10 protein-coding genes are annotated in these 15,415 nt (G+C 40.9%); 6 read left to right on the top strand and 4 right to left on the bottom strand.

From position 1 onward, the window contains the following. Window positions 1-3: 3 nt before the first annotated feature. Window positions 4-720, bottom strand: coding sequence for a hypothetical protein (locus EXU85_RS22770; RefSeq protein WP_142774293.1), 717 nt, complete (start codon window positions 718-720; stop codon window positions 4-6). Window positions 721-733: 13 nt separating this feature from the next. On the opposite strand from EXU85_RS22770, the gene EXU85_RS35465 reads away from it, so the two are divergent. The 6 genes from EXU85_RS35465 (at window position 734) to EXU85_RS22745 (ending at window position 12,593) form a co-directional block, all read left to right on the top strand. Next, a complete protein-coding gene (locus tag EXU85_RS35465; RefSeq protein WP_168207851.1) occupies window positions 734-901 on the top strand; it encodes a hypothetical protein in 168 nt (55 codons plus the stop codon). Window positions 902-1,000: 99 nt separating this feature from the next. Next, window positions 1,001-1,975 carry a hypothetical protein gene (locus EXU85_RS22765; protein ID WP_142774292.1) on the top strand — a complete coding sequence of 325 codons (975 nt, stop codon included), beginning with the start codon at window positions 1,001-1,003 and terminating at the stop codon, window positions 1,973-1,975. Window positions 1,976-3,368: 1,393 nt separating this feature from the next. Next, window positions 3,369-4,202, top strand: a complete 834-nt coding sequence (locus tag EXU85_RS22760) for an IS982 family transposase (protein ID WP_142774291.1) — start codon at window positions 3,369-3,371, stop codon at window positions 4,200-4,202. A gap of 445 nt (window positions 4,203-4,647) precedes the next feature. Further along, window positions 4,648-8,403 carry a tetratricopeptide repeat protein gene (locus EXU85_RS22755; RefSeq protein ID WP_142774290.1) on the top strand — a complete coding sequence of 1,252 codons (3,756 nt, stop codon included), beginning with the start codon at window positions 4,648-4,650 and terminating at the stop codon, window positions 8,401-8,403. Between the two features lie 2 nt (window positions 8,404-8,405). Further along, window positions 8,406-8,876 (top strand): hypothetical protein, encoded by a 471-nt coding sequence (locus EXU85_RS22750; RefSeq protein ID WP_142774289.1) that lies wholly within the window; start codon window positions 8,406-8,408, stop codon window positions 8,874-8,876. Window positions 8,877-8,957: 81 nt separating this feature from the next. Next, entirely contained in the window at window positions 8,958-12,593 is a 3,636-nt protein-coding gene (locus tag EXU85_RS22745; protein ID WP_142774288.1) for a tetratricopeptide repeat protein, read from the top strand. Between the two features lie 241 nt (window positions 12,594-12,834). On the opposite strand, the gene EXU85_RS22740 is transcribed toward EXU85_RS22745, so the two are convergent. The 3 genes from EXU85_RS22740 to EXU85_RS22730 form a co-directional block, all read right to left on the bottom strand. Then, the gene (locus tag EXU85_RS22740; RefSeq protein WP_246859202.1) at window positions 12,835-13,752 is read right to left on the bottom strand and encodes a transposase; all 918 of its coding nucleotides are present in this window, start codon (window positions 13,750-13,752) and stop codon (window positions 12,835-12,837) included. A 46-nt stretch (window positions 13,753-13,798) separates the two neighbouring features. Next, window positions 13,799-14,161, bottom strand: a complete 363-nt coding sequence (locus EXU85_RS22735; protein ID WP_142772573.1) for a transposase family protein — start codon at window positions 14,159-14,161, stop codon at window positions 13,799-13,801. 409 nt (window positions 14,162-14,570) lie between these two features. After that, the gene (locus EXU85_RS22730; RefSeq protein WP_142774287.1) at window positions 14,571-15,362 is read right to left on the bottom strand and encodes an HNH endonuclease; all 792 of its coding nucleotides are present in this window, start codon (window positions 15,360-15,362) and stop codon (window positions 14,571-14,573) included. Window positions 15,363-15,415 lie beyond the last annotated feature (53 nt).

The raw sequence follows: 15,415 nt of genomic DNA, 5'->3' as shown, positions 1-15,415 counted from the left end.
GCTTTACTTCGCATTGGGCAGTTGATTGAGGTACACCTGCGTACTTGGCTGTACGCTTCCGTACGTTTCTACATCATTGACCGCTACCTGTACAAAGGCTAGTTGCTGCCGTTCGGCGGTGGTTGGTTCAGTCGTGTATTCCTCCTCGTTGATCTTCTTGTTGGCCAGTTGACTAGCCAGCGACTGGATACCCGGATGATTACTCTGAATCGGCTGAATCTCGTAGCTATCGCCAGGTCGACTTCCACTCCGGTCAACGTTGATGCAATACGCAATGAGCCAGGCAGTTTCAATAGCATGGGCCGGCACCAGCACCGTAACCGTTTTTACGATGATCCCATTCTGTGAAATATCCTGAAAGGATTCATTCGTTTCCGCGACCCAGATGAGGCCGGGCGGTATCTCGACCCGTACCGGATAGTCATTGGCGTTACTGAATGTGAGACAAAACCCGACGGCCCCACCTGAGCCTTTTACTTTTTTCTGCTTACGGGCCTCACTCCAGCAGTCACCATCGACGCGGGGTTTCTGAACGAGTGAGATACCCGCTGGAAACGCGAACGGTATTCCTTCCGGACGGCTTTTTGAGGTGCCAAAGCCCGGTGCCGATGATTCCGGCTGGGTCTCATCGGTTGGGTCATTGGGCGAAATGGGGTCGTGGGGCGGGCCGGTACAGGCCAGGACGCCCAGGAGCAGCAAGGTGTAGAGTAGGTTGTGCATTCACTAAGTTGGTTTGACTGCACAAACCTATAACCCGGTTCACAGTCTGACCAGTGCCATTAGGTTGAAACGGAAGAAGCTATTGATGAAGCAACTTATTCGGCTGTATTTGCAGGACAGCAATTTAAAGGTACGCCGGGCCAATGCCAAGGTAGAAAAAGACCGATTAGCACAGGAATAAAATTGGTTAAGCAGGTAGTTAGAAAGCCTGGTTCAGATTAAGGCCGGGCTTTTTTGTCTATTAATATTAACTTGGGAGCTAAATATTAAATTAGAAGAGATGGATGCCCTTGAAAACTGCCCAATTACTGAATTACCTGCTAAGTCGTCTCACGTCATTGAAAATCAGTATGTATATTTAATTGATATTGACGGCAAAAACATGGGCATTAAATTGCCTTTAGATTACAAACAGTGGGACACAGACCCTATTTATAAGGAAAATAAATACATAGTTGCTAGTATCTTTCTCAATGGTCAATTCGTATACAATTTTGACAATTTAGGATATATTCTAATTGCCTTAGATGATATAAAGCAGCGCCTAAAAGAAGGCGGCTATCCTCATTCTGCGCAGGAGAAATATGATAATTTATTTTTAAATTTATTCGCTCGCCAAACCTATGATGGAGAGCTTGTAGGGCCATTAAATATTCATAATAGTAATGACCCCTCTTATTATAAAAAATTATTCTTTCGTACAATAGAAGAATTTCACTTCTATGCTCGGTCCCTTCATGTGGCTGGTCTTATAGATGGTGGATTTCATGAATATAAAGACCAGAATAGATATATTCTAAACCAATACCGTATAACCTATAAAGGTTTATCGCATTTAGTACAGCTTCAGAGCGAAGGGAAAAATTCAAAGAACTGCTTTATAGCCATGTCTTTTAGTGATAGTAAAGACATAAAGGACATAAGAGAAGCCATAAAAGCGGCTTGTGAAGATACTGGGTATACGCCCTATTTAGTTGATGAAAAGCACTATCATAGCGCATCAACTATAAATGATGCAATCATAGCTGGCTTGCGAGCATGCCGCTTTTGCATTGCTGATTTTACCGAACAGAAAAAGGGGGTTTACTTTGAAAGTGGCTTTGCTTTAGGACAAGATAAGCAGGTTATTTACTGCTGCCGAAACGATTCATTTGATTCACATTTTGATACAAACCACTTTCCACATATACTTTATAATACCCCGGAAGAATTAAAGAAGAGTTTAATTAATAAAATTGAAGCTTGGATTAGATAATAAACTTATACAAAACACAAATTTTTATATTTTGAATTATTCAATATTGCAGGGACCTCATTAGAGTTGTTGCGATGGGTTAATGAGGGCCAATTCTTTGTTATTCAGCAACTTAATAAACAATGTTGTTCCTATAATAAAAGACTTAAAAAGGCGAATTCAGCCGATTTTATGAGCTATGCAGATCAAAGCAGCCTTAGGAGCCTCTGATGCAGGTTTTCAAACCTGCGGCATAGAGCCCGTTTTTTAGCTAAGTTCCTCATAATCACCATCACAACAAGTCTATTCATTACCGCTGAAAACGCAAGTAGTATCCAGGATTCGAGAATTTTCTAAAGCTTATCGTAAAACCAGCAGTAATCGTGTGCTTATTTAACAATGGTCACTGAACTAATAGGCTCATAATACAGATGTAGCCTGTTCACTTCAACTGTCCACGTGCCGGCACCTACAAAGCGAATATGGCCGCCTGTAAATAAACCTCTTCTAAGAACTTATCTTTCCAGTCGGCCTGCTCTTATTCTGCTAGAACAAATTTAGTACAGATGTCTCGCTCGGAAAGAGTTTTCTTGCTCATTTATTAAAATGTGATATAATAGGTGTATTTGAGAGGCATGAAGTAATGTAGGAGTTAGTTACATCACAAAAGCCAAGGTATATAAATAATCCGTAAGAATTAGCTATTTTAGAGAAAAGTAAGAATTAGATAAATCGAGCCTAGGTGTATACGATTTATTCTTAAAAACCTAGGGTAGATGTGCATTAACGCCTTTTATGAATTACGGCCTAGGTGACCTAGTTTTTCCACTTTCTAGCTTCAAACTTTACCCTTTTTAAAACGTGAGTAAAATCAACAAAGGTGGCAGACCAATAAAAGCAATTAATTGGACCTTAGTAGAACAAATGTTAAAAGCAGGTTCAAGCGGTGGGGCTGTGGCTGACTTTCTGGGTATGAACCGGGATCACTTTTACAGGCGAGTTCGCCAAGAGCAAGATCTACATCTTAGTCATTGGCAAGCCCAATGCAAAGCCTTTACTCGTCATAGTTTACGAGTTGCCCAGCTCAAAGAGGCCCTAGGGTATGAATACGAAAAGACTGAAACAATCTACGAAAATAGGCTAGACGGTAGCCGAGTTGCGGTCGGTTGCCGAGTTACAAAACTATACCACCCACCAAGCGCCCCTATGCTGATATTCCTAGGTAAGAATATGTTGGCTCAGAGCGATAAACCAGAACCTCAAGGCGACGGAACATGTAAGTTTGGTAATGTACCTAATTAATCTAAGTTGTATGAAAGGCGATTGATTTGATAGGCAAACCCCTTAAAAAAACAGACATAGCACAAGCCAGACTACCTTTGAAGTGCGAAAACAGAGGTAAATCTAACCAGCTATGTCTGAGAAAGTAGTGGCAATTTATTGCTTTTTGGATGATTATTTCATCGAAGTGGGCAAAAATCAGGGGAGTGTAAAACCCCAGACAACTCCTAAAGTTAGCGACAGTATCGTGTTGACAACCGCCATCATATCGGCCCGTTTCTTTGGTGGCAATCAAGCCTCGGCTATGCTCTACATGGCTGATAAGCAAGGTATTGTCATGCTTGAGAAATCGGCGTTCAATCGTCGTCTTCACCGCCTGGCGACCACACTGAGTGCCTTGTTCTACTATCTGGCTGATTTTTTCAAAGCACTCAATCTGAGCGGAGAATACCTGATCGATTCGTTTCCTGTGGCAGTTTGTGACAACATCCGCATTGGCCGATCGCGGTTAGTCAAAGGGGAGGAATATCGAGGGAAGATTGCGTCGAAGCGTCGATTCTTTTTTGGCTTTCGTGTTCAACTCATCACCACCCGCGACAAGCAACCGGTTCAGTTTTTTATTCTGCCGGGTTCGTATGTGGATGTGACGGCGCTTCAGATGATGCATTTGACGTTGCCAGCAGGTAGCGAAGTCTATGGGGACTCGGGCTACACCGATTACGAGCAAGAGGATTTGTATGCTGAGGGTGAGGAGGTTAATTTAAGAATACAACGAAAAAGTAATAGCCAACGCCCCGATCAAGCTTGGGAAGCTGCTTACAAAAAGCAACTTCGCCAACGGATTGAGCAGGCCTTTAGCCAGATTACGATGCGATTTCCTAAGAAAATTCATGCCGTTACTGAAGCCGGTTTCCTTATTAAAATCGTGTTGTTTTTGATAGCCTATACCCTCGAAACAAACTTGTGACATACAACTTAGATTAATTATCGCTTTGTAGGTGATGAGGACGAGTAAGACGAGCTCTAGTCCCTTTTATATAGAATTCAACGACATTACAGCGTAAACCTATAGTTCTCATAAGCTCAAAAATTGTGAAGTAGAGCTCTATGCAAGGCTTTAGTTACCTTCAACGGTGTGAGAAGCAGTCTAGTCTCTAGGTCATCTCGAAATAAAAGGGTCATAAATCGCCTTTTTATGAATTTTATCCGCAGGGGTTAGGGAGAGCTAAAAAGAAGCCGGTAAAAAGGGGGTATAGGGGGCCTTTTCTGCATTGCATACCTTATCGGAAAGCGATAAGCCGTTAATCAATTGAATACCCTAGGCTGTTGACATTTTATTTGTAAAGCTTCTTTTACTTATAATATTCCATTTCAATTGTTGACTTAACTATTGCTCCACATTCCCAATCGACATGCAGAAGAATATTGTATATGGTAGTATTACGGCAGGAGGAGATGTTCATATTGGTGATAACTATTATGTTACTGAGAGAGATTTGTCCCACAGTGTTCTGTTTATACGGATTGAGAAAGCAAGGCAAGGTTACGAGGCCATGTTATTTGTAAAGGCAGATGATGATAAGTCTATTCAACTATTTCGAGAAAGCGTTCTGCTATCTATTTCAGAAGACTTATTTGGTCAAGTAGAAGATTTTCAAAACTTACGACGAGGGAGTGATGGATATCTGAGTGGGTTTGATACTCAACTGCCTAAGGAGCAGGAAAATGTTCTCATCGAAAATCTATATCAAACCTTTTTCTCTGGAGACATTGGTACTGTTTGTCATGATTTTCTCGATTTGCTGCAAACAAATAAGATTAGGGATCTATTGTTAGTTATTTCAACCGAGGATGAGCAAATACAGGGTCTACCCTGGGAAATAGTATTACCTCGATTAACTCATGGCGGAGGCTATGATTTGCCAAAAAATAGCTTTGGCTTGATTCGCAGTCAGGTTGATAACTTGCAACGATTTAATCTACAGGGACTGGCAGTTGAAGCAGCACCCCTTAAGATGCTTTTCATTCCAGCTTTGCCTGAAAACCTTCCTGAACGAAGTAAACTGCTGGAAATCGAGGATGAACAACGTAAGATAATCGAAGCTGTACGTGGCTTAGAAGCTACAGGCGATCAACAACCTAGGCTGGTAATGGAAATCCTGGATTGTGCTAACCTAGAGGAGATCCAAGAAGCCCTCCAGAAACGTAGCCATGACATTGTCCACATCAGCGGACATGGGGCCTATGTGGATGCCATAAAAGCAGGCATACTTTATTTAGAGAATGAAGAGGGGGATGAGCAACCGACAACAGGCCATCAGCTAGGCACAATATTGCGGGAGTTCTCCTCCATCAAATTATTGGTGCTGAGTGCCTGCGAAACAGCGGTAGGGGGTTCGGAAGGGAGTACGGCAGAGCAGATGGCTGCTGTAGGACTACCAGCGGTGCTAGCGATGCGATTTTCGGTTACCGATAACGGAGCACGTTTATTCACGGAAACTCTGTACACGCGCTTAGCGTACGGCGATACGCTTACCAAAGCCATGCATGATGCACGGCTAGCCTTGTGGAAAGATGTGAATAAACGGCGGGCTGAAGCTCCTCAGCTTTTCACCTCAGCTGAATGGTTCACGCCGGTCCTTTATCAGAACCAGGCTATTGGTTCACTACTCAAGCCTGGCCAGTACAATAGCGATACCCTCAATCGGTTTTACCCAACGACTACTTTTTTGGCTGGGACACACACGAAGTTTATTGGAGAGGGTTTTATTGGCCGTAAGCGATTATTAATCCAGCTAAGGCATTGCTTCAAACAGGGTGAGCATGTGTGCCTACACGGCCTAGGTGGTCTGGGTAAGACTACCACCGCTGAGGCTTTTGCTGATTTGTATCGCAAACGAAGCGGGCATGATATTCTAATTTTTCGGACGGGTACGGAGATCCAGGAGGCCGTCATTCTGGAGCGGATTTTTGAGAGGTGGAAATATACTGCACGTCCTGACGAGTTCAGGCAACAGCAACTAAAAGCATGGCTAGACGATCCCCGAAAATCCCCTACAGACAAATTGCAACTTTTACTTGATAACTGTCTGAAAGGAAGAAATGTCATCCTGATCTTCGATAATTTTGAAGATCTACAAACCGATGATGAAGGTAAGCAACAGCAAGTAATTATCTCGAAAAGTTTACAAACCTTTATTCGTTACCTGCTGGAAAATGCTCCTCAAGGTTGCCACATTCTCTTTACAAGTCGGTATAAGATTGCAGATCTAACAGACCTGGTAACGCACTTGGCCGTTGACAAGATGACCTATGCTGAACAGTACCGTTATATCAATTACTCCAAAACGCTTCGTAATCTCTCGCTCCAGGAGCGCAAAGTTCTAGATCATCGAATAGATGGTCACCCTCGTGCCCTTCAATTTCTAGAAGGACTTTTACGTCATACTCGCACATTTGATTTAACCCAATTTGAGATCACTGTAGGCAATGTAGAATCGAAGATTTTTGAAAACTTACTATTAGATCGTTTGGATAGCCTCTTAGGCGAATTGGAGCGAAATGTGTTTGCTACTGCGTCTGTTTTTTTTAGTCGTAGTCCTTTAATGGCGTTGTGTACTGTCTTAGAGAAACCTGCTGACGAGTTAGCTACAGTAATGATGAGTTTGAGTAACTGGGGCCTTTGTTCTTGGGATAATAATGAACAATTATTTGAAGTGCATGCCCTTACAAGAATGTGGATGCGGCAACAGAAGTTTCCTGACTTTGAACGATATAAGGCGATATCTCACCTTATAGGAATGTTTTTTTATGGAAAGCCAACTGTTGAAAATGGATTTGCAGCAAAAGCCTACTTTGAACAAGCCAAATCATTTGAACACTATGTTGGAGTAGCTTTTAGGTTAGAAGATTATTTTAGTCGTGTAGGGTTACTTAACCTATCTCGAGACTTAGCACTAGAAGTATTTTCCAAGAATCTATCTCCGGAAATAAATTCTGATGCTTTAAATAGATTAGGAGCAAATGCACTTAATGCTGATAATTATGCTTTGGCTACAGAGCATTTAAGTCAAAGCTTGGGAATTAGCCGAAAAAATAATGATCAAAGAAGCGAATTGACTTCTATGAATAGTATTGGCCAAATTTATATTGCACAAGGTAAGTATGATTTAGCTTTGGAGTGTTTAGTACAATGTTTAGAAATAAGTCAGCAATCAGGTAATTTAGAAAGTGAGTCTGCTGCACTGACTAGTATTAGTCAAATATATGAGACTCAAGGTAATTATGAGCTTGCTTTGAATTATTTAGGAAAAAGCTTGAATATATGTCTCCAAAATGGAGATATAGAAAATGAGGGTCGTATATATAGCAATATAGGCCAGATTCATAAATTTAAAAGTAATTATAACCAAGCAATAGAGTATTATACGAAAAGCCTTTTGATAAGCCAGCAAGTTGGTGACCGGCGTTGTGAAGGGGCTCAGTTGAATAATCTTGGCCAAGTTAATGTTGCACAAGGTAACAATATGCAGGCCTTAAATTTTTTTGAGAGAAGTCTTCATATAAATCAACAGATAAATGACATTTCAGGAGAATCAACAGTCCTAAATAATATAAGCCAATTGTTCTATTCTGAAGGTAAAGAAGATTTAGCTTTAAAGTATTTAATGCGTAGCCTAAGCATATGCCAGCAAATAGGTGATAAAAAAGGCGAGGGTATATTATTAAATAATATTGGACAGCTCTACCAAGGGCAAGATAAATTAAATCAAGCTTTGGATTTTTATCTGGAGAGTTTGAAAATATGCCAAGAAATAGGGTATATGCTTGGTGAAGCAGAAGCATTAAATAATATAGGAGTCGTCCATTTTGAGAAAAATAATTCTGAAGAAGCCTTAAAAGATTTTGATAAAAGTCTGAAAATATATCAACATCTTGTTAACCTTGATGGGATTGCAACATCAATGAGCTATATCGGGATGACATACTTCAAAAAAGAACACGACATTGGTAAGGCAATTCCTATGTTAGTTGAAGCCTATAATCTATATAGAAAGATTGGCTCACCCAGTTTTGACCTACCTGAAAGCTTTATTATTAGTATCATTGAACAAATTGGTGAAGAGGAATTTAATAAAATTTTATATACCCGTCAAAATAATACCTAACTATGATTGAAACACTTATTCCCTTAGCTAAAACGTATTTGTTTGATCTGATACTCGACAATGAAGAGGTAAAAAAATTCCCCAAGGACTTTGTTACAGCTTCTATGCTCTGGATTCGCTCTTGGTTTTTGGAAGATGACCCCACGGCTAAGGCCGTTGTTGATTCAGCTAGCCCCACGGTTGCAAAGGAAGCAGTATTAGAAGCTAAACTGAAAGAGTTGCTAAAGAACCCTAAGTTCCAACATGAGTTAAAAACGAAGCTTGAAGAATACAAAACACATCTTGGAAGTATTAAAAATGTAGTAGATAATGCCGAGATTGAGGCTGATGGTAATATTCATATTGGCGATAAAGGACTTGCTACTGATAATTCTTATTACGAAAAAAACACAGTGAAAGGGGGGGCAAAGGTTAAAGCTGGTAAAGATTTTCATCTAGGAGATGATAAAACTGACAGTAAGACAGAAAATTGATAAGTAAATAATGTGTACTGATTTGCCTCTGTTTAAATAATATTATCTGTCATTGTTGATCTACCTATCCACATTACTTTCATGCAAAAGAACATTGTTTACGGTAGTATTGACGCGGGGGGCGATGTCCATATCGGTGATAAAATTTATATTGTTGAACGGGATTTTCCACATAGCATTCTTTTTCTGCGAATCGAAAAAAGCCCCAGTGGTTATGATGCAATGCTATCAGTTAAGGGGCCAGACGATGCATCAATTCCCCTTTTGCTGGAGCTTGTTCAACTACCTGTTTCTAGCCACTTATTTGAGCAGGTCGTCGATTTTCAGAACCTACGCCGTGGAATTGATCAGACCATGCGTCAGAAGAGTTTAGCCACTCATTCAGCCCAAACGCTAGAAAATGGCCTTTCTAAGGTAATCTATCAATCATTTTTTGCAGGTGATATTGGCGTAATCTGTACAGACTTTCTGAATTTACTCCAGTCTAGTAAAATTCGTGATTTACTATTAGTTATCTCGACAGATGATGAACAAATCCAGAATATACCCTGGGAGATAGTATTGCCTCACTTGACTGTTGGTAATAGTGATGGTTTACCACGCGATAATTTTAGCTTGGTTCGTAGTCGTGAAAGAACGCTTAATGGCTTCAACAGGCAAAGTCCTAATACCGATGCAGCTCCCCTCAAGCTGCTCTTCATTCCAGCTCTGCCTGAAAACCTTCCTGAACGAAGTAAACTGCTGGAAATCGAGGATGAACAACGTAAGATAATCGAAGCTGTACGTGGCTTAGAAGCTACAGGCGATCAACAACCTAGGCTGGTAATGGAAATCCTGGATTGTGCTAACCTAGAGGAGATCCAAGAAGCCCTCCAGAAACGTAGCCATGACATTGTCCACATCAGCGGACATGGGGCCTATGTGGATGCCATAAAAGCAGGCATACTTTATTTAGAGAATGAAGAGGGGGATGAGCAACCGACAACAGGCCATCAGCTAGGCACAATATTGCGGGAGTTCTCCTCCATCAAATTATTGGTGCTGAGTGCCTGCGAAACAGCGGTAGGGGGTTCGGAAGGGAGTACGGCAGAGCAGATGGCTGCTGTAGGACTACCAGCGGTGCTAGCGATGCGATTTTCGGTTACCGATAACGGAGCACGTTTATTCACGGAAACTCTGTACACGCGCTTAGCGTACGGCGATACGCTTACCAAAGCCATGCATGATGCACGGCTAGCCTTGTGGAAAGATGTGAATAAACGGCGGGCTGAAGCTCCTCAGCTTTTCACCTCAGCTGAATGGTTCACGCCGGTCCTTTATCAGAACCAGGCTATTGGTTCACTACTCAAGCCTGGCCAGTACAATAGCGATACCCTCAATCGGTTTTACCCAACGACTACTTTTTTGGCTGGGACACACACGAAGTTTATTGGAGAGGGTTTTATTGGCCGTAAGCGATTATTAATCCAGCTAAGGCATTGCTTCAAACAGGGTGAGCATGTGTGCCTACACGGCCTAGGTGGTCTGGGTAAGACTACCACCGCTGAGGCTTTTGCTGATTTGTATCGCAAACGAAGCGGGCATGATATTCTAATTTTTCGGACGGGTACGGAGATCCAGGAGGCCGTCATTCTGGAGCGGATTTTTGAGAGGTGGAAATATACTGCACGTCCTGACGAGTTCAGGCAACAGCAACTAAGGGCTCAATTAGATGACCCTAAAAGCTCATCTATAATTAAGTTGCAACTACTCTTAAATAATTGCCTAAAAGGCCATCGGAACATTCTCATCTTTGACAATTTTGAGAATGTACAAGCTGATGTGGAAGAGGTTTCTAGGCTAATTATTAGTTCTGCTGAGTTAAGTGCCTTCATTCGGTACTTGCTGGAAAATGCCCCTCAAGGTTGCCACATTCTCTTTACAAGTCGGTATAAGATTACTGATCTAATAGACCTGGTAACGCACTTGGCCGTTGACAAAATGACCAATGCCGAGCAGTACCGTTATGTCAATTACTCCAAAACGCTTCGTAAGCTCTCGCTCCAGGAGCGCGTAGTTTTAGATCGTCGGATAGATGGACACCCTCGTGCTCTCCAGTTTCTAGAAGGGCTTTTGCGCTACACACATACGTTCAATCTGCCCCAATTTGATGCCTTAATAGGAAATGTAGAAAATCGAGTTTTTGAAGATCTAATGTTAGATCGCCTTTATAGGCAACTGTATGAAGTAGAGCAGAATCTATTTGAGGTAGCATCTGTATTAGTCGGTCGTAATCCATTGGCAGTTTTGGTTTCTATTCTGAAGATATCAATTGACGAACTGATCCCCCTTGTAACGGCTTTAAGCGCCTGTTCTCTTTGTGCTTGGGATGAAAAAGAACAAATGTTAGAGGTACATGCTTTAACTCGAGAATGGATGAGAAAACAAGAGATATTACCTGAAAAACGATTTAAGGAATTATCTTTTCAGGCGGGCCTATTTTTTAAAGGTCGACCTAACCTGGAGGATAAATTTTTTGCGAAGACATATTTTGAGCAAGCTCAAGCTTGGAATGAGTATGCCTTGATTTTCTTTCAAATAGTAGAATATCATGAATTGATTGGTTTATATGCAACAAGTCGGGAATTATGTTTAGAAATATTAAGTAAAAATATTAGCTTGAAAATCAATATTAATGCACTTAATATATTAGGTCAACTCTGTTTTAAACAAAGTGATTACTATAAAGCCTTAAACTATTATGAAAAATGTTTAGATATCGCTCAACAGATTGGCGATATACAAATTGAAGAAGCTATATATACTAATATTGGTCAAGTTTATGCTACTCAGGGTAAATATGGTTTAGCTAGAGAATTCTTTGAGAAACGCCTAGGTATTGCTAAGAATTTGGGTAATACTAAACAGATCGGAATTCTTCTTAATAATCTAGGACAAATCCATGTTGACACAAAGGGAGACCCTAAAGTTGCTTTAAACTACTTTGAACAAAGTCTTCATTTTAGATATTTAGCGAAAGATTTGAGAGGTCAAAGTCAAACTCTTAATAATATTGGTCAGCTTCATGCTTTGAATAAGAATTATATGGAAGCGTTCCCGTTTTTTACTCAGAGTTTAAGGCTTGCTCAGCAAATTAGTGATGTAAGAGGAGAAGCTAGGGCAATAATGAATATTGGCACTTACTATCAAGATCAAGGAAATTACGAGCAGGCAATAGTAAATTACGAGAAATGTTATGCGATTGCTAAACAGATCGGAGATAAAATGATGGAAATTCACCTACTCCATAATTTAGGGCGAGCCTATCTTCTTCAAAATAATTATAAGCAGGCTTTTATAAATCTTTCAGGATCATTGCATCTTAGTCAGCAAATTGGCAATCAGAGGTCAATAGGTGATACACGCTATAATTTAGGTTGGCTTCATCTACGTCAATATTCATTTGATCAGGCCCTTATAGAATTTGAGGAAAGTTTAAACGTAAGGCATCAGATCGGTAATATAAAAGATATAGCAGATAGTACCGCTGATTTAGGAGTCACTTATTTTTATAAAGACAATTTAGCAATGGCAATTCCTCTCCTTGCCCAGGCAGTCGAATATTATCATAAAATAGGATCAAGACAAGAGGAAGAACGTACCAGTCTTCTTCTTAGTGAAATTCAAGAAAAAATTGGTGAAGAAGGATTTAATGAAATATTGAATTCAAAAAAATAAAATTTACAATTCTCTAACGGCCCCAATATTTAACTAAAATATAAACATTAAGTTCTTTAATGGGGTAAGGAAGAAGTCAAAAAATCACAAAAACGGTTTCCTAACAGCATCTGTAATATTACTTCGATCTTGTCCCATCAAGGATAAGAATGTTTTGAATGCCTTTATAACTATGCCAGGTTTAATAATGAAACCTAGCATAGTTACTGGATCAAGGTCAAAAGTTGTGGATCAACTTGGATTAAGCATATAACTGAGTGAGCCGATATAAGAAGAATTCTACGTTGCGAACCCCTCTGAACTGAGCCCGGAACGCTTTGATCTTGGCATTGAAGGACTCGGCTGAGGCATTGGTACTGCGATTGTCAAAATAATTCAAGATCGTTTCATAGTGGTTCTGAATGGAGCGGGCCACCGTGTTGAAGGCTTTAAAGCCCGCTTGACGTACCCCCTCATGCCACTTAGCCAACCGAGCTAAGCCGTAAAGCTTATTGGTGGTAGCCTCAAAGATGTAGCTCAAGGATTGACTCAATTCATAGGCTGTCTTCAAATCTGGATAACGCTCAAATAGCAGCATAGCCCGCTCACGCTGGCTTTCTGTCCAGTTAGTCGCCTTTTTATAGAGCACATAGCGGCTGCGAGCCAGCAGTTGTTTGACCGTATCGCCATTGGCAAGCATCTCTGGTTGATAGTCGGTCTGGTTAAGCTTAGCTTGCTCCAGGGCTTCATTGTCGGCTTCCAAGGCTTGCCAGCGATACGCAATCCGCATGTCCTGAACAGCCTCCAGCGCTAATTGTTGCACATGGAACCGATCAGTCACCTGAGTAGCCTTGGGAAAACATTTTTTAGCAATCAGAGCCATATTACCCGCCATGTCCAGAGTAACCTCTTTTACCTTTTTGCGCTGACTTTCAGGCAACTTACGCAAGACTTCAATGACTGTATCGGCTTTAGTTCCTGCGACAATGGCCACGATACTTCCTTTGCCACCTTTAGCCGCTTTATTCGTCAGGATGGTGTAGAGTTCTCCCTGCGACAGACTGGTTTCATCCAATGACAGATGCGACCCCAGATTGTGGGCATACAACAGCCACTCTTTAGCGTGGCCTCGTTGATCCCAATCGGTAAAGCCACTCTGAAAATCACGATATTGGCGCAATAAGGCTCGGTCACCAACCCCATAAAATCCGCCAATTGATCGGATATTAATCGGGTTGGTATCGACTGATGTCTTTTAAAAAAGCGGCAAACTCACCGGTCATCCGCGTTCCTTCTGCTACTTGAGTCCAGTCTCGATAAACGACTTTTCCTGTTTTGGTATTAAGCCAGCGACGGCGTTTGATATGCAGGAATACCTGGTGGCCCCGGATGGGAAAGTCCTGGACGGTGATAGTGGGGAAAAAGCCTTTGGAGAGCAGATTCTTCCGTTGAGGGTCCGTCTCATCGGCATTTTTCTCTTCGATATGAACATGAAAGACTCCCTCAGGGCGGTCGATGGAGGTCAATTCAAAATTTTGTAGGATGAACTCAGGCAACAGAAACTGAACGATGGGCAAGAAACTCTCCAAAACAACTAGATTTGATTAATTCACAAACCTAAAAAAATACAATGCCCTCCACAACTTTTGGAACTGATCCCCTTTTTCTTTACCTAATTAATGAGGAGCACAACTTTTGTTGTACCTATCGTTGTACCTAAAAGCAAATCAGCCACTTAACATTTCTGCTAAGTGGCTGATTATGAGAGCGGTCCGGACGGGACTGCGTAATGGATTTGGTTATCAGCGTTTTAAGAGTATTTGTAAGTAGATAGTATCAAATAGGTATCAAAATGGCTTTTTGTCGTATTCTTGTACTTCGCTAAATGCTCTCAGTAAATTCATATTTTGTTTTCCAGCCAGATGAGAATTCTTTTTAGCCTAGCATAGATAATTCCACAGATTGGAAAGATAGATAAGAACTTCATTTACCAGGACTCTATTCAATTAATAACGGTAAATCAACAAGTCTACCATTCAACTTAAAAGAAATTCGTTCATCTATTTGTTGCAAATTTTCAACCTTGCCATAATCAAACTCCTTATGATGATTTGGGCAAAGAATAAGGATGTTGCTGGAGCTTTCCTCTCCTCTATCTCGTTTGGGTACGATATGGGCGGCTTCAATGTAGAAGGAGCCATTCGCTTTTAGGATACTGGTATCGCAGATTTGACATTTAAAATCACGAAGGATTTTGAGCAGAGCAATTGTAAAGTTGTCTCGACTATATCGCTCGCCCTTGATAGATATCTTTGAGGATGGCTTAGATTTTAACTGTTTAAGCATATCTATAAGCTGCTCCCTTGTCAATTTGTGTAGCTTTAACTGGGCAATTATCTCGTCCTGCTCATCCACTTTCTCGGAATAGCTAGTTTTTAAAGAATAGGCTTCATAAAGTGCCCTTAATTTGTTAAGTTTTGTTCCACGTTTTTTGCTGTAATATTCAATATGAAGCTTTAATGATTTTAGGGCTCGTTCAAGCCCGTCATGCCCATAATCTTTCTTGATACGTAAAAGGAAGTATTCAGTAATATATGCACTACTATTTCTAGTGAACCGCTTACCATCGATCATTCTCCGCCTTATATGAATGAAGTCTCTGGCCGTGTTCTCATTGATACGACCTTGCTCAACAAGTATATTTATTCCAGCCTTTCCAGTAAGTATCCGATCATTGACAAGCTTAACCGTATCATATATTAACGGTACAACGTCATTGGGTATATGCATATAATTATCGCTAGTGTACCGTTAAATCCTAAATCGGACCACCTCACTTAATT

It is taken from the genome of Spirosoma sp. KCTC 42546, assembly GCF_006965485.1.
GTDB lineage: Bacteria > Bacteroidota > Bacteroidia > Cytophagales > Spirosomataceae > Spirosoma.
This window is presented reverse-complemented; position numbering and strand designations above follow the sequence as displayed.